This window comes from Micromonospora sp. WMMD730 (genome assembly GCF_049178955.1).
GTDB classification, from domain to species: Bacteria; Actinomycetota; Actinomycetes; order Mycobacteriales; family Micromonosporaceae; genus Micromonospora; species Micromonospora wenchangensis.
In genome coordinates this window covers 7,275,743-7,297,754 of record NZ_JBMHML010000002.1, presented here as the reverse complement: position 1 = coordinate 7,297,754, position 22,012 = coordinate 7,275,743, and the positions used below count along the sequence as shown (strand labels likewise).

Annotated in this window: 20 protein-coding genes; 8 read left to right on the top strand and 12 right to left on the bottom strand. The window is 70.8% G+C overall.

The window, feature by feature from the left end; all coding sequences use genetic code 11:
* Positions 1-36: 36 nt before the first annotated feature.
* The 4 genes from rplI to rpsF all read right to left on the bottom strand — a co-directional run bounded on the left by rplI (position 37) and on the right by rpsF (position 1,683).
* Entirely contained in the window at positions 37-483 is a 447-nt protein-coding gene (gene rplI, locus ACN265_RS31390) for a 50S ribosomal protein L9 (RefSeq protein WP_088643629.1), read from the bottom strand.
* Between the two features lie 14 nt (positions 484-497).
* Positions 498-737, bottom strand: a complete 240-nt coding sequence (gene rpsR / locus ACN265_RS31385) for a 30S ribosomal protein S18 (protein ID WP_007073789.1) — start codon at positions 735-737, stop codon at positions 498-500.
* Between the two features lie 41 nt (positions 738-778).
* The gene (locus ACN265_RS31380) at positions 779-1,315 is read right to left on the bottom strand and encodes a single-stranded DNA-binding protein (RefSeq protein ID WP_204925494.1); all 537 of its coding nucleotides are present in this window, start codon (positions 1,313-1,315) and stop codon (positions 779-781) included.
* A 77-nt stretch (positions 1,316-1,392) separates the two neighbouring features.
* Positions 1,393-1,683 carry a 30S ribosomal protein S6 gene (rpsF, locus tag ACN265_RS31375; RefSeq protein WP_088643630.1) on the bottom strand — a complete coding sequence of 97 codons (291 nt, stop codon included), beginning with the start codon at positions 1,681-1,683 and terminating at the stop codon, positions 1,393-1,395.
* 528 nt (positions 1,684-2,211) lie between these two features.
* Here rpsF and ACN265_RS31370 point away from each other — a divergent pair.
* Positions 2,212-2,994: a deoxyribonuclease IV gene (locus ACN265_RS31370; RefSeq protein WP_204925495.1), complete on the top strand. Its 783-nt coding sequence runs from the start codon at positions 2,212-2,214 to the stop codon at positions 2,992-2,994.
* 6 nt (positions 2,995-3,000) lie between these two features.
* Entirely contained in the window at positions 3,001-5,325 is a 2,325-nt protein-coding gene (locus ACN265_RS31365) for a hypothetical protein (protein WP_421410964.1), read from the top strand.
* Between the two features lie 132 nt (positions 5,326-5,457).
* On the opposite strand, the gene ACN265_RS31360 is transcribed toward ACN265_RS31365, so the two are convergent.
* The 3 genes from ACN265_RS31360 to ACN265_RS31350 all read right to left on the bottom strand — a co-directional run bounded on the left by ACN265_RS31360 (position 5,458) and on the right by ACN265_RS31350 (position 10,719).
* Complete coding sequence (locus ACN265_RS31360) at positions 5,458-6,966, bottom strand: glycosyltransferase family 87 protein (protein WP_421410963.1); 1,509 nt, start codon at positions 6,964-6,966, stop codon at positions 5,458-5,460.
* 166 nt (positions 6,967-7,132) lie between these two features.
* On the bottom strand, positions 7,133-10,075 hold the full coding sequence (locus tag ACN265_RS31355; RefSeq protein WP_421410961.1) for a transglycosylase domain-containing protein: 2,943 nt from the start codon (positions 10,073-10,075) through the stop codon (positions 7,133-7,135).
* A gap of 197 nt (positions 10,076-10,272) precedes the next feature.
* The gene (locus ACN265_RS31350) at positions 10,273-10,719 is read right to left on the bottom strand and encodes a DUF5318 domain-containing protein (protein ID WP_421410959.1); all 447 of its coding nucleotides are present in this window, start codon (positions 10,717-10,719) and stop codon (positions 10,273-10,275) included.
* Positions 10,720-10,894: 175 nt separating this feature from the next.
* Between ACN265_RS31350 and ACN265_RS31345 the strand changes: the two genes are divergently transcribed.
* Both ACN265_RS31345 and ACN265_RS31340 read left to right on the top strand, forming a co-directional pair.
* Complete coding sequence (locus ACN265_RS31345; protein WP_204925499.1) at positions 10,895-11,533, top strand: PadR family transcriptional regulator; 639 nt, start codon at positions 10,895-10,897, stop codon at positions 11,531-11,533.
* 23 nt (positions 11,534-11,556) lie between these two features.
* Positions 11,557-12,636, top strand: a complete 1,080-nt coding sequence (locus ACN265_RS31340; protein WP_204925500.1) for an inositol-3-phosphate synthase — start codon at positions 11,557-11,559, stop codon at positions 12,634-12,636.
* Between the two features lie 148 nt (positions 12,637-12,784).
* On the opposite strand, the gene ACN265_RS31335 is transcribed toward ACN265_RS31340, so the two are convergent.
* The 4 genes from ACN265_RS31335 to ACN265_RS31320 all read right to left on the bottom strand — a co-directional run bounded on the left by ACN265_RS31335 (position 12,785) and on the right by ACN265_RS31320 (position 16,529).
* Entirely contained in the window at positions 12,785-13,180 is a 396-nt protein-coding gene (locus ACN265_RS31335) for a peptidase inhibitor family I36 protein (RefSeq protein ID WP_421410957.1), read from the bottom strand.
* Positions 13,181-13,617: 437 nt separating this feature from the next.
* Positions 13,618-15,039 (bottom strand): hypothetical protein, encoded by a 1,422-nt coding sequence (locus ACN265_RS31330; protein WP_421410955.1) that lies wholly within the window; start codon positions 15,037-15,039, stop codon positions 13,618-13,620.
* Positions 15,040-15,219: 180 nt separating this feature from the next.
* Positions 15,220-15,486, bottom strand: coding sequence for a hypothetical protein (locus ACN265_RS31325; RefSeq protein WP_421410954.1), 267 nt, complete (start codon positions 15,484-15,486; stop codon positions 15,220-15,222).
* 563 nt (positions 15,487-16,049) lie between these two features.
* Entirely contained in the window at positions 16,050-16,529 is a 480-nt protein-coding gene (locus tag ACN265_RS31320) for a methylated-DNA--[protein]-cysteine S-methyltransferase (protein WP_421410952.1), read from the bottom strand.
* 190 nt (positions 16,530-16,719) lie between these two features.
* Here ACN265_RS31320 and ACN265_RS31315 point away from each other — a divergent pair, with 190 nt between their 5' ends.
* The 4 genes from ACN265_RS31315 to ACN265_RS31300 are packed head-to-tail and all read left to right on the top strand — an operon-like array spanning position 16,720 to position 20,424.
* On the top strand, positions 16,720-17,241 hold the full coding sequence (locus ACN265_RS31315; protein WP_204925506.1) for a SigE family RNA polymerase sigma factor: 522 nt from the start codon (positions 16,720-16,722) through the stop codon (positions 17,239-17,241).
* Positions 17,238-18,323: a hypothetical protein gene (locus ACN265_RS31310; RefSeq protein WP_421410951.1), complete on the top strand. Its 1,086-nt coding sequence runs from the start codon at positions 17,238-17,240 to the stop codon at positions 18,321-18,323. Before ACN265_RS31315 ends, ACN265_RS31310 begins: the two co-directional genes overlap by 4 nt.
* 30 nt (positions 18,324-18,353) lie before the next feature.
* On the top strand, positions 18,354-18,875 hold the full coding sequence (locus ACN265_RS31305) for a hypothetical protein (protein ID WP_421411708.1): 522 nt from the start codon (positions 18,354-18,356) through the stop codon (positions 18,873-18,875).
* Positions 18,876-18,903: 28 nt separating this feature from the next.
* Positions 18,904-20,424: a flotillin family protein gene (locus ACN265_RS31300; protein ID WP_204925509.1), complete on the top strand. Its 1,521-nt coding sequence runs from the start codon at positions 18,904-18,906 to the stop codon at positions 20,422-20,424.
* Between the two features lie 59 nt (positions 20,425-20,483).
* Here the strand turns inward: ACN265_RS31300 and ACN265_RS31295 are convergent, their stop codons facing one another.
* Positions 20,484-21,941 (bottom strand): CCA tRNA nucleotidyltransferase, encoded by a 1,458-nt coding sequence (locus tag ACN265_RS31295; RefSeq protein WP_204925510.1) that lies wholly within the window; start codon positions 21,939-21,941, stop codon positions 20,484-20,486.
* Positions 21,942-22,012 lie beyond the last annotated feature (71 nt).

Here is a 22,012-nt window from a genome sequence, read left to right as displayed (position 1 = left end):
GTGCGGGCCACTACGGGTGTTGCCTGGTGGTTGAGGTCAGCCCTGGACGACGTTGAGGTCGAACGTGGCGGACACCTCGGGGTGCAGCTTGATCTTCACCGGGTAGGAGCCGGTCGACTTGATGTGACCGGGCATCTCCAGCCGACGACGGTCGAGGACCGGGCCACCAGCCGCCTTGACGGCGTCGATGACCTCGGCCGGGGTGACCGAGCCGAAGAGCCGGCCGCCGTCGCCGGCGCGCACCTTCAGGCTGACCTTGAGGCCTTCGAGCTGGCCCTTGACCTCGTTGGCGTGGCCGAGGTCGCGGATCTCCCGGGCCGAGCGGGCCCGCTTGATGACCGTGACCTGCTTCTCCGCACCCTTGGTCCAGCTGATCGCGAAGCCCTGCGGCAGCAGGTAGTTACGGCCGTAGCCGTTCTTGACCTCGACGATGTCGCCGGGGGCACCGAGACCGGAAACTTCCTGGGTCAGGATGATCTTCATGTCGGTGCCTCCTCTCAGCGGGCCGTGGCGGTGTACGGCAGGAGCGCCATCTCACGGGCGTTCTTGACCGCACGGGCGATCTGCCGCTGCTGCTGGGAGGTGACCCCGGTCACCCGCCGAGCGCGGATCTTGCCGCGGTCGGAGATGAACTTGCGCAGCAGCGCGGTGTCCTTGTAATCGATATAGGTGATCCCGTCCTTGTCGAGCGGGTTCACCTTCTTCTTCGGCTTGCGAAGTGCCGCAGCCTTGGCCATTGCACGTGCTCCTGGTTTGCGATCGCGGGCGCTCGGCGCCATTAGAACGGAGGCTCCTCGTCGAAGTTGCCGCCCGAACCACCGCGGGAGGAGGGGGCCGGAGCAGCAGAGGCCCAGGGGTCGTCGAAGTTGCCTCCGCCGCCGCCCTGGTTACCACCGCCACCGGAGCCGAAGCCGCCACCGCCGCCACCGGAGCGCGACATCTTCTGCACCTTCGCCGTGGCGTAGCGCAGCGACGGGCCGATCTCGTCGACCTCGAGCTCGATGACGGTGCGCTTCTCGCCCTCGCGGGTCTCGTACGACCGCTGGCGCAGCCGCCCCGAGACGATCACGCGGGCGCCCCGCTGGAGCGATTCGGCGACGTGCTCCGCCGCCTGCCGCCACACGGTGCAGGCCAGGAAGAGCGGCTCGCCGTCCTTCCATTCGTTGGTGGTCTTGTCCATGAACCGGGGCGTCGAAGCGACCCGGAACTTGGCGACCGCCGCACCGGACGGGGTGAACCGCAGCTCGGGGTCATCGGTCAGATTGCCGATGACCGTGATGGTGGTGTCTCCTGCCATGACCAACTCCTCGCGCACTCAGCGTTCTGCCGTACAGGCTCTCAGAGCCCTCCGACATCACGATGAGGTTGATCCGGGCGAACCGGGTTGGATGCTTAGCGCATTTCCGGTCGGATGACCTTGGTGCGCAGCACGGACTCGTTCAGCCGCAGCTGGCGGTCGAGTTCGGCCACCGCCTCCGGCGTCGCCTGAAGGTCGACGACGGCGTAGATGCCCTCGGCCTTCTTGTTGATCTCGTACGCGAGGCGCCGGCGGCCCCACACGTCGGTCTTCTCCACCGAGCCACCCGCGGTCCGGATCACGTTCAGGTACGTGTCGAGCGACGGGGCGACGGTGCGCTCCTCGAGACTGGGATCGAGGATCACCATGACTTCGTAGTGACGCAAGACGTGCTCACCTCCTGTGGGCTAGGCGGCCACGGTCCTTCCGTGGCAGGAGGTCGTGCGTCGTGCCCGCCCCGCGCCGGGGGAACCCGGCCGGACGCGGACAACCGGACCAGGATACCCGGTCCCGACGATCACCCCCGGGCAGGTCGACCCGGCAGGTCGGCGGTGGAGACGACGACGGCGACAGGGGCCCGCCGCGACACCCGAAGGCCGACGGCGGACCCCTGTCCACGGGGCCGCGGGGCGTCCCGTCCGCATTCCTTGGGTGGGACCTGGGGAGGAACGACCACACCGATGAGGTTGGATCGAGGACACCCCGCGGAGCTTCATCCTGTTGTTATCTGACGATACAACGGCGATCGTCACGTGATAGCCGAATTGAAACTATTCGTCCGGCTGTTCCACTCCCCTCAACGATCGCCGGCCCCGACCGGTGACGCCGTCCGCCCCGCGCGCGGGGCGGACGGGCGCGACTTGCCCGCGACCGTCACCTCTCGCACGTCGGGGGCGGGACGTAGGCTCGCCTGCATGCGTATCGGAGCCCACGTCGACCAGGCCGACCCGTTGGCGGAGGCGGCCACCCGCGCCGCCGAGGCGGTGCAGTTCTTCCTCTCCGACCCGCAGGGCTGGAAGGCCCCGAAACCCCGGGAGGACGCCGACCGGCTGCGCGCCGCCGAGGTCGACGTCTACGTCCACGCCCCGTACGTCATCAACGTGGCCACCCTCAACAACCGGATCCGCATCCCCAGCCGCAAGCTCCTGCTGGGCCATGCCACCGCGGCGGCGCAGCTCGACGCCCGGGGGCTGATCGTGCACGGCGGCCACGTCAACGCCGGTGACGACCTCGCGGTCGGCTTCGACAACTGGCGCAAGACCTTCGCGTACGCGGCCGACTCCGGTGGGTTCCCCGTCCCGGTCCTGATCGAGAACACCGCCGGTGGCGACAACGCATGCGCCCGGCGGCTCGACGCGCTGGCCCGGCTCTGGGACGCCCTCGGTGACTACGAGGTGGGCTTCTGCCTCGACACCTGCCACGCGTACGCCGGTGGCGAGGAGCTACTCGACCTGGTCGACCGGGTCAAGGCGATCACCGGTCGGATCGACCTGGTGCACGCGAACAACTCCAAGGGCGGGTTCAACTCCGGGCAGGACCGGCACGACAACCTCGACGGCGGCACCATCGACCCGGAGCTGCTGGTGGCGGTGATCCGGGCGGCCGACGCCCCGGTCATCGTGGAGACCCCCGGCGGGGCGACCGGTCAGGGCGCGGACATCGCCTTCCTCCGCGAACAGCTCGGCACGGGGGCCTGAACGCCGATGACCACCAACGCGACGGGCGGCAGCCCACCCCCACGGCAGACCGGCAGTACGGACCCGACCCCCGCGGGCGGGACGGGGTCGCCGCAGGACCGGCCGGCACCCGACGCGCGCGACAGCTCGGAGCCGGGCAGGACCGACCCGTCCCCGACCGACGGAACCGACCCGAAGCCCGACGGAGCCGGCTCGGGGCCGGCCGGATCGAGTGCGACGCCCGGCGGGCCCGACCCGAAGCCCGCCGGATCGGGCGCGGAGCCCGCCGGAGCCGGTCCGAAGCCCGACGGAGCCGGTCCGGGGGCCGACGAGGGCCGGGCCGGGGGCGGTAAGGGCGGGGCCGCGCCTGGGCCGGCCGGGACGGAGGTCCAGCCGTCCGGGACGACGGTGGAAGAGGCCGGAGCGACTGCGGCAGCGGCCGGTCAGGCCGGCGCACCCGACCGGACCGGCACGCGCCGGACCTGGAAGGACAAGTTCCGCAGAAGCAGGACCGGGCAGGACGGGCCCGGGAAGGGCCGGGGCGACGGGCCCGCCGGGGACGGAGAGAACAAGCCGGCGACCGAGGCCGACCCGTGGACCTCGTTCGCACCCGCGCCGGAGCCGGTGCCCGGCCGCAGCGGACGGGCCGTCCGCGCCACCGGCCGGTTCCTGGTGCACGAGTGGACGCTCGCCGTCCTCGCCTCGCTCGCCCTCGCCGTGGGGATGACCTGGCCGACCCTGCGCTATCCGCTCTACACGCTCCCCCAGGACTACTGGGACCCGAGCCTGCAGGCGTGGCAGATGGCCTGGTCCGGGCACGCCCTGCGGACGAATCCGGGGCAGTTGTTCCAGTCCAACACGTTCTTCCCGGAACCGTGGAGCTTCGCCTTCTCCGACATGTTGCTCGGGTACGCCCCGGCCGGCCTGCTCGGCACCGGCCCGGACGCCGCCGTGCTCCGCTACAACATCATGTTCGTGCTGGCCCACGCGATGGCCACCTTCGGGGCGTACGTGCTGGCCCGACAGTTGGGCGCGGGCCGGATCGGCTCGGCGGTCGCCGGGGTCAGCTACACGTACGCGCCGTGGCTGCTCGCCCAGGCGGGGCACCTGCACATCGTCTCCAACGGCGGTATCCCGCTGGCATTGGCCATGCTTGCCCGGGGCCACGGCTGGTCACTGCGGCACGGTTACCGCCCCGAACGCCGCCGGGTCGGCTGGGCGTACGCCGGGTGGGTGGTGGCCGCCTGGCAGCTCAGCCTCGGCTTCGGCATCGGCCTGGTCTTCGCGTACGTCCTCGCACTGACCCTGCTGGTCTCGGCGGCGGTGTGGCTCTGGCGGCGGCGACGCGTGCGGCGGCCCTTCGGTCGCCGGCTGTTCGTCGCCGACCTGGTCGGCGGACTGCTCTTCGCCGCCGTCGGCGCGCTGCTGGCGGTGCCGTACTTCAAGGTCGCCGAGCTGCACCCGAACGCGGAACGCACGCTCGGCGACATCGGCGTCTACTCGCCGCCGGCCAGTGGTTTCTTCACCGCGCCCGCCGAGTCGTGGATCTGGGGCGGCCTGCACGAGGGGGCGCGGGCCGCGTTGCCCTGGCACCCGGAGATGACCCTCCTGCCGGGTTTCGTGCTGTACGCGCTGGCGGCCGGTGGGCTCTTCTTCTCGGTGTGGCGGCTGCGGCACCGGCTGCTGATGCTCGCCGGGGTGATCGTCACGATGGTGATCGCGATGGGGACCCGGTTCTTCGACGGCACCTTCACCTACGCCCCACTGTTCGAGCACCTGCCCGGGTTCAACGGGCTGCGTACGCCGGGACGGATGATGCTCTGGACGACGCTCCTGCTCGGCCTGCTCGCGGCCGGTGCGGTGAGCGCCTTCGCCCGGCGGGTACGCGAGATCAGCGCCGACCGGGTGCCCTCCCGGCCGTCGCCGTGGCTGCGGGCGGTCACCCTGCTGCCGTTGCTGCTGGTGCTGGTGGAAGGGCTGAACGACACGCCGCACCCGGTCGTGCCGGAGCAGCCGGTGGCGATGCGCACGGTGGAGGGTCCGCTGCTGGTGCTGCCCAGCGGCCAGAACCAGGACCAGCCGGTGATGCTCTGGTCGACCACCCGCTTCCAACAGGTGGTCAACGGGGGCAGCGGCTTCACCCCGAAGCAACTCGACGACGTGCGCCGGGTGTCGGCGGCCTTCCCCGACCAGACCAGCGTCGACTACCTGCGCACCCTCGGCGTACGCAACGTCGTGGTGCTACGGGACCAGATCGTCGGCACGCCGTGGGAGGTGACGGTGGACGCGCCGGTCGAGCAGTTGGGCATCACCCGTCAGCAGGTCGGCAACGCCGTGGTGTTCCGTCTCTGAGGTCGGGTTGCGGGGGAGCCCAGCCGGCTCCGGGCGGTCAGGCTTGATCCCTGCGCCGGCTGGGCTCCCCCGCCAACCTGACGGCGCGCTGCCGTCTCGGACTTGCGCGTCCCGGAGTTGGGATGCGTGGTGTCAGGCGGGGGCGGGGGCTGGTTCGGATTCGGGGGCGGGGGTTTTGCGACGGAGTTTGGACAGCCAGGGGGCGTCGGGGGCACCGTCGAGCACGCCGCCGTCCGGGTCGTCGAGGTAGGTCTGGCGGACCGCGTCGCGCTCCGGGTGCAGGATGTCCTTGACGATCAGGACGCAGAGCACCACCACCGTGCCGAGCCGCAGCGACGAGGCGAGCACGAATACCCCTTCGGGGAAGACCGGGCGGCTGGTGGCCGAGCCGAGCAGTTCGCCGTAGAAGGCGACGAAGTAGCAGACCTCGGCGAACTGCCAGGCGAGGAAGGCGCCCCAGCGGGGACGGGCGAGCACCGCCAGCGGCAGCAGCCAGAGCACGAACTGCTGCGACCAGACCTTGCTGAAGATCAGGAAGGCGGCCACCACCAGGAACGCGAGCTGGGCCAGCCGGGGCCGTCGGGGTGCCCGCAGCGCCAGTACGGCCACGCCGATGCAGGCCAGCCCGAACAGGGCGTACGACAGGTTGTTGAGGGTCGGGATGTTGGCGTTCAGCCACTGGAACGGGCCCTGGTCGCCGGGGCTGCCCGTGTTCACCTTGCCGTCGAGGTACCGCCCGATGTACCAGAGCGTGCCCCAGTCGATGGGTCGGGTGGTGTTCAGCTCGAAGAACCGTCCCCAGTTGTCGGGGTAGCGGATCGCCGTCGGCAGGTTCACCGCGACCAGCGCGACCAGGCCGGTGGCGACGGCGGTGAGCGCGGCCCGTAGCCGACCGGCGCGCAGACCGAGGATCAGGATCGGGCCGAGCAGGAACAGCGGCCACATCTTCGCCGCGCCGCCGAGGCCGAGCAGGACGCCGGCCAGGGCGGGTTGTCGTTTCGCCCAAGCGGCCAGCCCGAAGGCGGCCAGCCCGATGGCGAGGAAGTCCCAGTTGACGGTGGCGGTGAGGAACAACGCCGGGGCCAGGGCGAACAGGGCTCCGTCCCACGGTCGTCGGCGGCGCAGGGCGAGGATCACCCCGACGGTGGCGACGGCGAGCGCGCCGAGGGTCAACGCGTTGGCGTTGTAGAACCAGCGCCCCTGGTTGATCGTCGGGTCGTCGACGCCGAGCGAGTGCACCGGCAGGCCCAACGCGCCCATCATGTAGCCGGTGAGCACCGGGTACTCCACCGGGTGGTCCCGGTAGGGGACCTTGCCCTCGTGCAGGCCCTCGGCGTAGTAAAGGGCCAGCACGTCGGTGTAGCACATCCGGGTGTACTGGATGTTGTTCTGCCAGGCGCCGTTCTGGCAGGGCGCCTTCTGCACCCAGTGCAGCGCCAGGGTCAGGCAGGCCAGGGCCAGCACGATCCGGGCCGCCGTCCAGAACCGACTCTCGCGACCGGCGGGCCGGTCGACGGCGACGGCGTGGTCGCCGAGCGGTCCGCCGATCGCCTCGGAGACGCCTCGGACGAAGCCGTCCGATCGGGACGGGTGGTCGCTGCTCCCGGCGTCGTCGATGCCGGCCGTCGGCTGGGTGCTCATGAGAATGCATCCTGCCCTATGAATGGCTCCCGGACGAGCAGCATGTTGCGGTGCGGACTCCGTTCGCCCGACGCGGAGCACCCCACCCGCGACATGCCGCTGCCGGCGACCGCAGGTCTGCGGATCGCCGGCAGCGGCATTGACGCTCGTCGGTGCGGGTTTCGGCTCAGTCCCGGGCGCGTGGGGTCGGCAGCAGTCCGCCGCCGTTCCCGCCGGGGAGGTTCTGGTTGGGCGGGGTCGGCGGATCGCCGCCCTGGTTCCCTCCCTGATTACCACCCTGGTTGCCGCCCTGGTTCCCGCCTTGGTTCCCACCCTGGTTGCCGCCTTGGTTCCCACCCTGGTTGCCGCCCTGGTTACCGCCGCCGAGGAGGCACTGCAGGTCGGTCGGGGCGCAGTTCTGGCCGTTCGGGTTCGGCGGCGGCGGCGGGGGCGGCGGCGGGGTGCCGTTGCCGGACTCCGGGTCGCCGACCTTCGCCGCCGGCGGGAAGTCCAGCTTCTCCTCGCCCTTGAGCGCGCCGTTCATGACCCGTTCCCAGATCTCGCCGGGCATGGTGGCACCGCTGATGTTGTCGCCGTTGTTCAGCTTGATCGCTTCCCGCTTGCCCTTGTTGCCCACCCAGACGGCGGTGGCGAGCTGCGGGGTGTACCCGACGGTCCAGGCGTCACCGTTCTGGTTGGTGCCCTCCTTGAGCTCCCAGGTACCGGTCTTGGCGGTCGACTTCCGGCCGTCGGCCAGGGTGTGGTTGATCCGGCCCGGGTAGGCCTCCAACACGTCGGTCACGTCGGCGACCACGTCCGGGTTGATCCGCTTCTGCGGCTTGAGCTGCTCGCCGCCGAGCTTCTCCCACTTGCCGGTCTCCTTGTTCTGCTTCTCGGCGGAGATCAGGAAGTGGGCCTTGTTGTAGATGCCCTTGTTGGCGAAGGTGGCGAGGCCGTTGGCATGGTCGAGCACGGTGATCGGGTACTGGCCGTAGGCGACCACGTGGTAGAAGGGGTCGGGCGCCAGGTCGGTGGCCTTCTCCTTGGTCAGGTCGTGCCCCTTGGGCGGGCTCACGTTGGTCTGCCACATCATGCTGACGCCGGCCTTGGCCGCCATGTCGACGATCTTGTCGGGCCCGATGTCCAGGCTGACGTGGTAGAACGGCACGTTCAACGACTGCAGCGTGGACTCCCGCAGCGTGCAGGAGTCCCCACACTTGGGGTTGTCGTTGCCGGCGTTGCTGACCCGGAACTTCACGCCCTCCGGGGTGAACGCCCGGCCCTTCCAGCGCGACTCGACGGACTTGCCGGCCTCCAGCGCCGCCGCCAGCGTGTAGATCTTGAAGCTGGAGCCGGGCGAGTGCCCACCGGTGACGTTGCCGTTGGTGTCGGTGTTGGTGCCGGCGTAGTCGGTACCGGTGCCGTCGTCCCCGCCGTAGTAGCCGAGCACCCGGCCGTTGCGCGGGTCGATGGAGACCACGGCGGCCATCAGGTTCTTGCGGGCCCCGTCCAGCTCCGAGCCCTTGGTGCTGCGCTGGGCGGCACCGGTGACGGCCTTCTGCACCTTGTTGTCGATGGTGGTCCTGATCCGGTAACCACCCTCGCGGAGCATCGCCGAACAGCGCGGCTTACGCTCGGTCACTTCCGCGTCGTTGTCGGTGCAGAGCTTCTTCTCCCGCATCTCCGCCGACACGTAGTTGATGACGTTACCGATCGGGGTGTTGACCCCGAACTTGACGCCCGACCGGGATTCCTTGGGGGTCTGCAACGTCTTCGTCGGGTACTCCGTCGGATGCGCCGGCCGGCCGGGGGCGTCGACCCAGCGCATCTCGATCATGTTCTTGATGACGTAGTCCCAGCGGCTCTTGGCGTCGGTGGGGTTGATCGACGGGTCGAAGCCCTTGTGCGTGCTGCTCGGCTCCGGCTGCTTGATCAACGCGGCGAGCACGGCGGCCTCGGCCACGTCGACCTTCGAGACCGGCTTGCCGAAGTACGCCCACGCCGCCGCCTCGATGCCGTACGCGTTACGACCGAAGTAGATGGTGTTGAGGTAGTGCTCCATGATCTGTTCCTTGGTGAACTGATCATTGAGCTTGGAGGCGACGATCGCCTCCTTCACCTTCCGCGCGTACGAGTCGTCCTGGAGGTTCTCGTAGGCGTTGCGGGCGTACTGCTGGGTGATCGTCGAGGCGCCCTGCTTGTCGCCGTTGGAGAGGTTGTTCCAGGCGGCACGGGCGATGCCCTTGTAGTCGACACCGGCGTGCTCGTAGAAGTTCTTGTCCTCCGCCGCCGCCACCGCGTCCCGCATGTGCTGCGGGATCTGGTTGATCGAGACGAAGGTGCGGTTCTGCTCGCCCACCTTGGCGATGACCGTCTTGTTGTCGCTCGCGTAGATGGTGGTGGCGAGCGGCAGCTTGATCTGGTTCGGCAGCACCACGGTGGTGGAGTAGTAGGTGAACCCGACCACCCCGAGGCCGGCGAGCATGATGAAGACCGCGAAGCTGGCGATCAACAGGTTGATCCGCTTGCGTCGCTTCGCCCGCGCCATCGCGTCCGGGTCACCCGGACCACGCCCGCGCCCGCCGCCCGCACCGCCGTAGCCACGACCCGGCCCGTTGGGCCCGGTCGGGCCACCCGGCCCGCCGCCGGCCTGCGGGACGCCGGCCCGCGCCACGGAGGCCCGCCCGGCGGAGCCGACCGAGGCCGCGCCGACGCTGGCCCGCCCCGCGGAGGCCGTCCCCACCGAGGCCCGGCCGGAAGGCCCGCCCGCCGGGGAGACCGGCACCGACGCCCGACCGGGGCCACCCCATCCCGGCGAGGCCGGGGAGACCGGTACGGACGCCCGACCCGGCCCGGCCGGCGAGACCGGCACCGAGGCCCGGCCCGGGACGGCCCGGCCGACGGAGGCCGATCCGGCGGCACCACCTGTCGCGCGCGGCGGGGGGACCGCCGCCGAAGCCCGCCCGGTGGGGGCGGCACCGCCGACCGAGGCCCGGCCCGCCGGGGCCGCGCCCCGGGCGTCACCGCCCCGCCGGGGGTACCCGTCGTCCGCCCCCGGTCCGGGGCCGCCGTTCGAACCCGGAACCTGGGCCCGCGCACGCGGGGAACTGGGATCGCCGTACGAGTTCATTCCTCACACCCTGCCGGTCGCGGTGGGACGCGGGGGCGTCACCACCGGGTTGCCGTGAGTTGACACACGCGTCGGGAGGCCGGCGCGGAGCCGGGGACGCGCTGCAAATTCCACATCATTCGGGCCATTCGGGCCGAAGTGCCGCCGGTCACGGTGACTGTGTCGTACGCCACCCGAATCGACCGGATCAGCCAGGTTCACCGTTGCGCCTCTCGCCTTCGCCCCTGCGTGGCAGCGGTGGCGGCGCCCGCCACCCCCTGCTCCGGGCCGCCCTCGGCCAGCCCGTCCCGGCCGAGCAGGAACTGCTCGACGAGATGGTTCCAGTCACAGCCGAGGCACACCTCCACCACGAAGACCTGGAACTCACGCAGCGTCATCGCCAGCACGGGCAATTCGGCCAGGGAACGCGCCTGGCCCGCCGACTGCCTGAGTTCGTCCCCGTAAATGTAGTGGACGTGGGTCAGGTTCTCGCTCCGGCAGATCGGACACCGTTGGTCGGTCGGTTCGCCGTGGAAGCGGGCCGCGTTCTTCAGGTACGGCGACGCGTCGCAGACGTCGTACGTGCCGACCCGCCCGGCGTGGAGGTCACGCAGCACTGCCCGCTTCTGGAGCGAGTAGTCGACCACCTGGCGAGACGTACGCATGCGGCAAAGGGTACGCGCTCCGGTCGGGCGGGGCGACCACCGTCACGATCCGTGAATAGGTCGGCGCACAACGGGGGTTTGCCCGGACGCCGATCGAGGTACTAACGTGCGATGTATCGGTCCGATACATCGAGGCGGTTGACCTTCCGCCCCGACGGCAGGGGAAGGGTGGCCCGTGCTGGAACTCGCCATCCTCGGCCTCCTCCAGGAGTCCCCGATGCACGGCTACGAACTCCGCAAGGAGCTCGCCGCCAAGCTCGGCGCCATCCGGGCGGCGATCAGCTACGGCTCGCTCTACCCGACCCTGCGCAGGTTGCAGGCGGCGGGTTGGATCACCGAGGCCGCCGACGCACCGGCCACCGCCGAGGAGGTTCCCGCGCTGACCAGCCGGCGCGGTCGGGTGGTCTACAAGATCACCGCCGAGGGCAAGGAACGGTTCGCCCAACTGATCGCGCAGGCCGGGCCGGAGACGTACGACGACACGGGTTTCGGCGTGCACTTCGCGTTCTTCGCCCGCACCGACCAGGCGACCCGGCTGCGCATCCTGGAGGGCCGCCGACGCACGATCGAGGAACGTCGCGAAGGACTTCGGGACGTGCTGGGCCGGGCGGCCGAGCGGCTCGACGCGTACACCCTGGAACTGCAACGCCACGGCCTCGACGCCTGCGAGCGTGAGGTCCGCTGGCTGGAGGAGCTCATCGCCAACGAGCGCTCCGGCCGTGCCCCGACCGCCCCGCGACCCGGGGTGGCCGACGGTCCACGAGACAACAACAGCCCGCCTCCGCCTGGAGAGTCCAGGAAAGAGCGGCCGTGATGAAGAAGAAGGAGGCAGACGCTATGGGCTCCGTCCGCGTCGCCATCGTCGGTGTGGGTAACTGCGCCTCGTCCCTCGTGCAGGGCGTGGAGTACTACCGCAACGCCGACCCGAACGACCGCGTCCCGGGTCTCATGCACGTCACCTTCGGCGACTACCACGTATCGGACGTGGACTTTGTCGCGGCGTTCGACGTGGACGCCAAGAAGGTCGGCATGGACCTCGCGGAGGCGATCGTCGCCAGCGAGAACAACACCATCAAGCTCTGCGACGTGCCGCCCACCGGCGTCAGCGTCCAGCGCGGCCCGACCTTCGACGGCCTGGGCCAGTACTACCGCGAGATCATCGAGGAGTCGGACGCCGAGGCGGTCGACGTGACCAAGGCGCTGCGCGACGCCCAGGTCGACGTGGTCGTCTGCTACCTGCCGGTCGGTTCCGAGCAGGCGGCGAAGTTCTACGCCCAGGCCGCGATCGACGCCGGCTGCGCCTTCGTCAACGCGCTGCCGGTCTTCATCGCCTCCGACCCGCAGTGGGCGCAGAAGTTCACCGACGCCGGCCTGCCGATCGTCGGCGACGACATCAAGAGCCAGGTCGGCGCCACCATCGTGCACCGCGCGCTGGCGAAGCTGTTCGAGGACCGTGGGGTCGAGCTGCTGCGCACCTACCAGCTCAACTTCGGCGGCAACATGGACTTCATGAACATGCTGGAGCGCAACCGGCTGGTCTCGAAGAAGATCTCGAAGACCCAGTCGGTCACGTCCCAGATCCCGCACGAGATGGTCAAGAGCGACGTGCACATCGGCCCGTCGGACCACGTGCCGTGGCTGGACGACCGCAAGTGGGCGTACATCCGCCTGGAGGGTCGTTCCTTCGGCGACACCCCGCTCAACGCCGAACTGAAGCTCGAGGTGTGGGACTCGCCGAACTCGGCAGGTGTCATCATCGACGCCGTCCGGGCCGCGAAGATCGCGCTGGACCGCAAGATCGGTGGCCCGATCCTGTCGGCCTCCTCGTACTTCATGAAGTCCCCGCCGGTGCAGTACGCCGACCACGACGCGCACGCCGCCGTCGAGGGCTTCATCACCGGCGACGTCGAGCGCTGACGCACCGACCACCGCACCGTCGAGGGCCGGGTCCGTTCGGACCCGGCCCTCGCGTGTTCGGTCCGCCGTCTCCAGGTACGGCGACAGCCGTCGGCAGAGGTGCGCCCGGGCGCCGGTTCCAGGATCGATCCGACGGGCTGTCCCTCGTTCAACAGGCCCGGTAGACCTTGTCCGCCCTGTTCTGCTTCGGGTAGACATCGCTGATGGATCTCTTCGAGGCGCTCACCGTGAAAAGCGGAGTGCCGTTGCTCTCGTAGAACGTCACCGAACCGCTTTTCAGGTTGTAGTAGACCGCTTCCGTGCGGTTCTGCCAGCCCCAGGTGGCCAGGTTCTGCCAGCCGCAGTCGGACAGCTTGCCGTAGGGGGTGCCGAATCGCACGTCGTCGTAGAAGCAGAACCACCCGTCCGGGCAACTGGGGGCGGCGAGCACATCTGGCGAGGTTCCCGATTCCGCAGCCGCAGGGGTGGCGGCCGAGAAGCTGCCAAATATGATCAGGAAACTGATCATCACGCCGGCCAGCAGGCGGCGAACGGCACGGACCATGGTGGCTTCCCTCCCTCGGTCGAGCGACAGCAGGGCAGGTCGGGAGCACCCGATGAACGCTCCGAGATCGAGTGGCGACGCTCCGTGACGCCCGTTGGCTCAGGGTAGAGTCGCGCCCCGAATGATCGCCAGACCGGAAGGGGATCCTGATCGACCGCAGGACGGCTTCGATCATCGATTTCCGCTAAACTCTTTGCCGCCTCGGATCGGGCGGATCAGACCCGTCCCCGGCGATCAAGGGCATGACCATGTGGGATCGACCCTTCGGCAGCCGATCACCGGCACCATCCGGGCCGGAAACCGCCACCGTCGGCGTCATTCTTCACATGGCGCATCCCCGATTCGCCTTTTCGGGGCCGCGTTTCTGACACCTCGGCTCGACGGTACCGCCGCCCGGGGTGGGTTTCGCAGAAGACCCACCCTCCCCGGGCGGGTACTCAGTCGCGCCCCTTCCTGCGCTCGCAGTTCAAGAACGTGGTTCCGGATTCGACCACCGGCACCGGCGTCTCGGGACGTACGGTCTGCTCGTGGAACAGAAGTGCACCGTGAGCAGGGTCGACGACGAGCGTGTCCCGGGTGTCCACAGTCTCCTCCGCGGCTTCGCCGTCGATGCTGAACGCCAGTCCCTGCCGACCCGTCTCGTCGATCGACCAGTCCCGAAAGACCAGACCGGGCAGACCGGCAAGCACCCGCAGGACCGCCGCTCGCTGTGCGGAACCGAGACAGTGCTCCTTGTTGAGGTTGGCTATCCCCCGGAGCACGGCCAGCGACTCGGCCGCTGACCCCGGCTCGGCTCCCTGATCGACCAGGAGTTGCCGGCTGAGTTCCCGGGGGTCCGTCGACGGGTTCGGAACCCGCAACCGGGTCAGCGCGGAGGCAGTGCACTGCGTCGGCTCAGGCTTCCTCCGGTCGTTCGCGTCGATCAGCGTGCTGGACTCGCAGTCCTGCCCGTCAGAGACGGTCCTTCGGAACTCCCGTTTCTCGTGGTCGTCCACCTGGGACGAGGTGGTCGTCCGGGAGACGACCAGCCGGGTGAGCACGGCGTCCTCCCGGGCGAGCGCCGACTTCGGTGTGACCACTATCCGCTGGCCCAGCACGAAGACCTCGTACTGACCGTCCGCCGCCTCCTCCACCACCGGCCCACCGGCCCGCTCGTTGGCCGGCGAGACCCGGTCGCGCCTGCGGTCGGCCGTCGCCATGCTCAGAAGGACCAGGGAAACGGCGGTCAGTGCCGCCGCCAGCAGGTACCACCGCCGCCGGGGTGGTCGCACGATCGAGGGTCCAGGAGTCCCCTCGGCCGCCGTATCCGAGGCGATCACTGCGTCTGCCGACGGGACCGACGCGACGAGCGGATCGGACAACGGGTCCCGCGGTTCCGTCTGCTGTTCGCCGAGGCGATCGGCCAGCGCACACCAGGCGCGGACCTGGCTCTCGTGTGCACCGAGGCAGAGGACGAGGTAACCCAGTGCATCCGGATCGAGGGCGACCTCGCCGGCCAGGATGGCGTCAACCTGCGCTCTTCCCGGCACCGAACCCGACAATGCGCCCTTCAGTCGCTGCCCACTCACCGCGTCGAGTCGCCGTTCGAGTTCCTCGTCGGTCAGCCGCTGCTCCGCCCTGAGCCGACGCAGCGCGGCGAGCAGGCTTGACGACGAGGCGATGTGGCCGTCCGGCTCGAACCGCTCGGCGGCCTCAACTGCCTCCTCGCGAAGTCGTCGCCAGTCGCGCGCGACCTCGTCGGTGACGCCGATACCGACGAGGAAGGCGTCCAACACATGCGGCGTGGGGATCCTCCGACCACTGAGGTTCTCCGATAACGTACTCGTGCTCACGTCGCCCATGCGCGCCACGCGTTTCATGGGCGGCTCACCAGCGGCCAGGTACGCGTCACGCAGCTGCTGAGCGAGTCGGGCGGCCGGGCCGAAGCCCACCACCGGATTCAGCGGCCGGCCTGTCCTCTTGGTTGTTCCGTGTTCGGTCGGCGGTGCCGCCGGGCTGTGCACTCTCGTTCTGACCTTCCTGCGTGCGTAGGACGACCGTCACCGGCCTTCGGGAGTCTGTCCGTCGGATCGACCCGCCGGTTCTGCGACGTCCCGCCCTCCGGGGCCGGTCTCCGCGCCCAGGATGTCGAACAGCCGGCGCAGCGTCCGCTGATGGCTGCGGCCCCAGGTCTGCGACGTCCAGCGGGCCATCTGGACCGCGACGATCCCGAGGATCGCCGGCATGGCGACCGCCAACCGCCAGGACCCGCCGTCGCGCATCACCAGCGCCGAATAGATCATCAGCATGGCCAGCAGAACGGCCACCAGGGCACCCTCGTCGGTCCCACGCCGCCGCGGACGGCCGCCATCCAGCTGGTGTCGAGAAGACATGTCGGAACTCCTTGCCGGCACGACGATGTCACGTCGCGCGTTGGTTCGTTGGAAGATTCGGCGCAGGAAGTCGGATCCGACGGAACACCGTCGTCGAACTCCCGCCCGCACCTCCGATCTTGCTCCCCCCACTCGCCTAATCTCAATGCCGGACTGAGTCATCACGCAGCCCAGAAAATTGCTTCCGGGAACAACATGATGATTGTTCGAGAGGCGACACAGGCGGGTTCTGCTATTCGGGCAGGCCAGCCGAAAAACTCGCCAGATAGCTGTGAGCTGGGAATTCATCAACCGTTGACGGGCTCGTGCCCGGCTGGCCGACCACCATCCGAGCCAGGGGACCACGGTTGTCCGACGGCGATCGCCCAAGCGCCCCACGCCCGGCACGCGCTCCCGGCCCCGCACCTCGTCCCGCTGCCGCCGGCCGCTCAGAAAAACCGAAAAACGCCGCCGTCCACGCCCACCCGGTTCTGCCGCGCTGATCGGCGATCTGACCGTCACGACCAGGCGCGGCGCAGCGCCACCCCCGCCTCCAACTCCAGCAGGGTCACCTTGCGGGGCAGACCGCCGCCGAAGCCGACCAGCTTGCCGCCCGCGCCGACGATCCGGTGGCAGGGCACGATCACCGGGACCGGGTTGCGGTTGCAGGCCACCCCGACCGCACGTGCGGCGCCGGGGTCGCCGACCCGCCGGGCCACCTCGCCGTAGGTGAGCGTCTCCCCGTACGGGATGCGGGTCATCTCCCGCCAGACGGCGCGCTCGAACTCGGACCCGCGCGGCACCGTCACCGGCACGGTGAACCCGGTCAGCTCACCGGCGAAGTACGCCCGCAGTTCCGCGACCGCCCGACCGGCCAACCCGTCGGCGGGCTCGTCGTCGGCCGAGGCGACCCGGCCGAAGTGCGTGCCGCAGACCGCCGTCCCGTCGGTGGCGACGGAGAATTCCCCGATCGGCGAGTCGAGCACGGTCCAGCGCATGCCGACCATTCTCCCCGTCCCGGCCGGCACCGGGAGCGGGGGCCGGGTACGGGGAGGGCGCGGGATCGGACCACCACGGTGGACCAGCCGGACCGTCGCCGACCATCCCACGGAGGCCGACGGCGACGAAACACCCGTGGACGGGGCAAGGTTTTCCCGCCGCCGAGCGTCTTCGGTACGGAGGTGAGCGGTGACCGAAGGCACCGACGGGGAGTTCACCGCGTTCGTCAACGAACGGGGGGACGCGCTGCTGCGCGTCGCGTACGCGCTGGCGGGCAGCCAGCACGCCGCCGAGGACCTGCTGCAGAACGCGCTGGCCAAGGCGTACGCCCGGTGGCCCCGGATCCGGGGTGACGCCGAGCCGTACGTACGCCGGATCCTCTACCACGACCAGGTCTCCGGCTGGCGACGGCTGGCCCGGCGACGCGAGGTCCCGGTGGCGGTGCTGCCGGAACGGCCCGGCGAGCGCAACAGCAGCCACGACAGCGAGCTACGGATGCTGTTGCGCGACGCGCTCCGGACGCTGCCGCCCCGGCAACGGGCGGTGTTGACGCTGCGCTACCTGGAGGACCTCAGTGTCGAGCAGACCGCCGCGATCCTCGGCTGCCGGGCCGGCACGGTGGCCAGCCAGGCCTCCCGCGCGCTGGCCCGGCTGCGGGAGTTGGTGCCGTCCTTCGACGATCTCATCGGCAGCCCGGAGGTGAAGCGATGAGCCGACGGGCGGAGGACGCGCTGCGGGCCGCCGTACGCGATCTCGCCGAGGAGGCACGGCCGTCGCCCCGGCTGGCCCTGGCGGCGCTGGCCCGGGGGCGTCGGCTGCGTACCCGACGCCGGGTCGCGGTGGTCGGCACGGCGGTGGTGGCGGTGGTGGCGCTGGTGGTGCCGTTCGTGCTGCTCCGGCCGGAGCGCCCGGTCCAACCGGTGCGACCCACGCCGAGCCCCACCCCCGGCACGACGCTGCTGTCCACCCCCGGTGCCGACTGGCCGGCCCGGCCGTTGGCGCTGCCCGGTGGCTGGGTGGTCACCGGCGGCGTGACCGGCGGCACCGGGTACGTGCTGGACCGCACCCGGTCCCGCTACGTCCGTGCCGGCGGATACGCCGAGGTGTGGCCGGCCCCCACCGGCACGGTCACCGCCGTGCGGGACGAGCAGCGCCCCGGCCAGCTCGGTCTCGCCGACGCGGCCACCGGGAAGCTGCGCTGGCAGCGGGCCCGGGGTGCGCTGGACGTCCAGTGGTCGCCGGACGGCCGCCGGTTGGCGGTGACCGTCCGGCGGGACGGGGTGAACCACCTCGGCGTGCTGGAGGTCGGCGGGCGGTACCGGGAGTACCGGATCGACCCGGTCAGGTACCGCTGCACCGACCACTGCGCCTTCACCTGGACCCGGGACGGCCGGGAGGTGACGTTGCCACTGACCGACAGCTTCGCGCCACAGTCCGAGAGCAGCCGCCATCCGCGTTGGGGAGTGCAGTTCTTCTCCGCCGACGACGGGCGGCCGACCCGGTTCGTGAAGATCCCCGGCGATCCGGCCGGCCCGTGGTCCTGGTCGCCCGACGGAACCCGGGTGGTGGTCCAGGGACAGCGGGAGCCGTTGCTGGTCGACGCGGTCACCGGTGCGGTGCTCGGCACGCTGCCGGTGGCCGAGGTCGCCTGGGTCGGCGACGACCAGCTGCTCTACCGGCGGCCGGGTGGTTACCGGGACGTCGTGCTCGCCGACCCCGCCGGACACGAGCTGCAACGGTTGCCGCTGCCGAGGGAGTTGGCCGAACGGACGGTGTCCGTCGCCCCCAACTGATCATGCGGGACGTTGCGCCGGGTCGCTACCGTGCAGGTCGTGGCCACGGGGACGCTCATCTTTCTGATCATCGGTGGGGCGGGCGTCGGTGTGCTGGCACTCGCCCTGCTCGGCGGCGAGCTCCTGCATTTCGGTCATCCCGACGTCGACGGTCCGGTCTCCGTCGAGGCGGTCGCCGGTTTCCTCGGCACGTTCGGCTTCGGCGCGGCCATCGTCAACGAACTGCTCGGTGGGGGTACCCCCGGGATGATCGCGGCGGCCGTCGGCGGCGGCGCGCTCGCCGCGGTGCCCACCGCGTGGCTGGCGGGGCGGCTGAGCCGGGCGGCGCGCGACATGCGCACCGACGCCACCCCCACCCGCGACGACCTGGTCGGCGCGCTCGGCCTGGTGGTCACCCCGATCCCGGCCGCCGGCTACGGCGAGGTCCGGGTACGCGTCGCCGGTCAACCCGTGAAACTCAACGCCCGCGCCGACCGGCCCATCCCGCTCGGTGCGCAGATCTTCGTGGTGCAGACGCTGAGCGAGACCAGCGTGCACGTCGAGACCTACTGACCCCTCTTCTCGCAGAGACGGAACCACCATGCCTCTCCTCATCGCCATCGGCGGCGCGGTCGTCCTCGCCCTCGTCCTCGTGTTGTTCGTGCTCTCCCGGATCAAGGTCGCCGGGCCCAACGAGGCGTTCATCGTCACCGGCCGCAAGGGTCGGACCACGCAGACCGCCGACGGCGGCCGGTCCACCGACAACTCCGGCCAGAAGGTCGTCCTCGGCGCGTCGGTCTTCGTCCTGCCGGTGGTGCAGAAGCTCCAGTCGCTCGACCTGTCCAGCCGCCGCATCGACGTCGGCATCCGGGGCGCGGTCAGCAAGCAGGGCATCCGGGCCGACCTGCACGGTGTCGCCATCGTCAAGGTCGGCGGCACCGAGGACGCGATCCGCGCCGCCGCCCAGCGCTTCCTGCACCAGCAGGACGAGATCGACAACTTCACCCGGGAGGTGCTGGCCGGCGCGCTGCGCTCCATCGTCGGCCGGCTCACCGTCGAGGAGGTCATCCGGGACCGGGCGGCGTTCGCCAACGCGGTCGCCGAGGAGGCCGAGCACTCGATGACCAACCAGGGGCTGGTGCTGGACACCTTCCAGCTCCAGGACATCCTGGCCGAGGGGTCGTACCTGCAGGATCTGGGGCGGCCGGAGGCGGCCCGGGTGCTCAAGGACGCGGCCATCGCCGAGGCCCGCGCCCGGCAGCAGGCCGAGCAGGAGCGGCTGCTGGCCGAGGAGGCGATCGCCGAGGCGAACCGGAACCTGTCGCTGAAGCAGGCCGGCATCCAGGCCGAGATCGACGCGGCGAAGGCGAAGTCGGCGGCGGCCGGGCCACTCGCCCAGGCCGAGCGGGACCAGGCGATCCTCTCCGAGCAGCAGAAGGTCGCCGAGCGCAACGCCGAACTCAAGCAGCGTCAGCTCGACACCGAGGTGCGCAAGCCGGCCGACGCGGCCCGGTACAAGGTGGAGCAGGAGGCGGAGGCGGCCCGTAACGCGGCGGTGCTGAACGCCGACGCGCAGCGGCAGGCCACCATCGCGGCCGCCCAGGCCGCCGCCGAGCAGGCCCGGCTCACCGGTGAGGGTGAGCGGGCGCGCCGGGCGGCGCTGGCCGAGGCGAACGCGATCGAGGGCGCCAAGGAGGGTGAGGCCGAGCAGCGGCGGCGGTCCGCGATCGCCGAGGCGGTCGAGCGGGAGGGCCAGGCCGAGGCCACGGCCATCCTGGCCCGGGGTCAGGCCGAGGCCGACGCGATGGCCCGCAAGGCCGAGGCGTTCGCCGCGTACGGTGAGGCCGCCGTGCTCGACCTGCTGGTCAAGATGCTGCCGCAGGTGGTCGAGGCGGCCAGCGCCCCGATCGGCGCGATCGACAAGCTGACGGTGATCTCGACCGACGGGGCGTCGTCGCTGACCAAGTCGGTGGCCGGCAACGTGGCCCAGGGCCTCCAGCTCGGCTCCGACCTCACCGGCATCGACCTCGCCGGCCTGCTCGCCAAGCTCGGCGCGGCGTCGTCCGGGTCCCCGGCCAACGGCAAGCCGCCGGTCGAGGGCAGCGCGGTCGAAACCCGCTGACCGTAGGCGCGACGAGGGGCCGTCCGGCGTGCGCCGGGCGGCCCCTCGCGTCGTTCAGGTCAGCTCAGGCCCTGCTCGGCGGCCCAGCGCCGCAGTTCCGCCTCGGCCTCGTCGCGGTCGAGCGGGCCGCGTTCCAGCCGCAGTTCCTTGAGGTGCTGCCAGGCCCGGCCGACCACCGGCCCCGGCGGCACCCCGAGCAGTTCCATGATCGCGTTGCCGTCCAGGTCGGGCCGGACCCGGGCCAGGTCCTCCTCGGCGGCGATCCGGGTGATCCGTTCCTCCAGCGCGTCGTAGTCGGCGGCGAGCTGGGCCGCCTTACGCCGGTTGCGGGTGGTGCAGTCGGAGCGGGTCAGCTTGTGCAGCCGGTCCACCAGGTCACCGGCGTCGGTGACGTACCGACGCACGGCCGAGTCGGTCCACTCGCCCCGGCCGTAGCCGTAGAACCGCAGGTGCAGGCCGACCAGCTTGGTGACCTGGGAGGTGACGTCCTTCGGGTAGCGCAGCGCCTTCATCCGGTTCTTGGTCAGCCGGGCGCCGACCACCTCGTGGTGGTGGAAGCTGACCCGACCGTCCGGACCGACCGCCTTGGTGGCCGGCTTGCCGACGTCGTGCATGAGCGCGGCCATCCGCAGCACGAAGTCGCAGCCGTCCGTCTCGTACGACACCGCGTTGCTCACCACGGTCAGGGTGTGCTCGTAGACGTCCTTGTGCTGGGCGTGCTCGTCGATGGTCAGCTTGAGGCCGGTCAGTTCGGGCAGGAACCGGTCGGCCAGCCCGGTGTCGACGAGCAGCCGCAGCCCGGTGATCGGGTCGGTGCCGCACAGCAGCTTGGTGAACTCGTCGCGGACCCGCTCGGCGGTGATCCGGTCCAGGTCGGCGGCCATCGCCACCATCGCCGCCCGCACGTCGGGGTGGACGGCGAAGCAGAGCTGGGCGGCGAACCGGGCGGCCCGCAGCATCCGCAGCGGGTCGTCGCCGAACGACTCGGCGGGCGTGCCGGGAGTACGGATGATCTTCGCGGCCAGGTCGTCCAGCCCGCCGTACGGGTCGGTGAACCGGTGGTCGGGGAGGCTGACCGCCATCGCGTTGACGGTGAAGTCCCGCCGCTTCAGGTCGTCAGTGAGGTTCGTGCCGTACTCGACGACGGGGTTGCGGCTGACCTGGTCGTACGCCTCCGCGCGGAAGGTGGTGACCTCCAGCCGGAGGCCGTCGCGCTGGCAGCCGATGGTGCCGAACTCCCGACCGGTCTCCCAGATCGACTCGGCCCAGCCCCGGACGATCCGTAGCGTCTGCTCGGGGTGGGCGTCGGTGCAGAAGTCCAGGTCGTCGCCGAGCCGACCGAGCAGGGCGTCACGGACGGACCCACCCACCAGGTGCAGTTCGTGCCCGGCGCGGGCGAACCGGCGGCCCAGTTCGTCGGCGACCGGGGAGACGCGGAGCAGTTCGGCGACGGCGTTGCGCTGCACGGTGGTGAGTTCACGGCGTGCGGCGGCGTGGGGTGTGGAGGCTTCGGACATGGGATCGCCAGCCTATCGGGCGGGGACGGGAACCGATCCGCCGGGCGCGGGTGTCGGGTACGGGTTGACTA

What these genes read in the sequence shown, in the direction of transcription:
- ACN265_RS31350 (WP_421410959.1), bottom strand. Translation starts at nt 10,719, where the DNA reads ATGCGTACGTCTCGCCAGGTGGTCGACTACTCGCTCCAGAAGCGGGCA.
- ACN265_RS31340 (WP_204925500.1), top strand. Translation starts at nt 11,557, where the DNA reads ATGGGCTCCGTCCGCGTCGCCATCGTCGGTGTGGGTAACTGCGCCTCG.
- ACN265_RS31320 (WP_421410952.1), bottom strand. Translation starts at nt 16,529, where the DNA reads ATGCGCTGGACCGTGCTCGACTCGCCGATCGGGGAATTCTCCGTCGCC.
- ACN265_RS31335 (WP_421410957.1), bottom strand. Translation starts at nt 13,180, where the DNA reads ATGGTCCGTGCCGTTCGCCGCCTGCTGGCCGGCGTGATGATCAGTTTC.
- ACN265_RS31365 (WP_421410964.1), top strand. Translation starts at nt 3,001, where the DNA reads ATGACCACCAACGCGACGGGCGGCAGCCCACCCCCACGGCAGACCGGC.
- ACN265_RS31330 (WP_421410955.1), bottom strand. Translation starts at nt 15,039, where the DNA reads ATGAAACGCGTGGCGCGCATGGGCGACGTGAGCACGAGTACGTTATCG.
- rpsR (WP_007073789.1), bottom strand. Translation starts at nt 737, where the DNA reads ATGGCCAAGGCTGCGGCACTTCGCAAGCCGAAGAAGAAGGTGAACCCG.
- ACN265_RS31300 (WP_204925509.1), top strand. Translation starts at nt 18,904, where the DNA reads ATGCCTCTCCTCATCGCCATCGGCGGCGCGGTCGTCCTCGCCCTCGTC.
- ACN265_RS31310 (WP_421410951.1), top strand. Translation starts at nt 17,238, where the DNA reads ATGAGCCGACGGGCGGAGGACGCGCTGCGGGCCGCCGTACGCGATCTC.
- ACN265_RS31355 (WP_421410961.1), bottom strand. Translation starts at nt 10,075, where the DNA reads ATGAACTCGTACGGCGATCCCAGTTCCCCGCGTGCGCGGGCCCAGGTT.
- ACN265_RS31295 (WP_204925510.1), bottom strand. Translation starts at nt 21,941, where the DNA reads ATGTCCGAAGCCTCCACACCCCACGCCGCCGCACGCCGTGAACTCACC.
- rplI (WP_088643629.1), bottom strand. Translation starts at nt 483, where the DNA reads ATGAAGATCATCCTGACCCAGGAAGTTTCCGGTCTCGGTGCCCCCGGC.
- ACN265_RS31360 (WP_421410963.1), bottom strand. Translation starts at nt 6,966, where the DNA reads ATGAGCACCCAGCCGACGGCCGGCATCGACGACGCCGGGAGCAGCGAC.
- ACN265_RS31370 (WP_204925495.1), top strand. Translation starts at nt 2,212, where the DNA reads ATGCGTATCGGAGCCCACGTCGACCAGGCCGACCCGTTGGCGGAGGCG.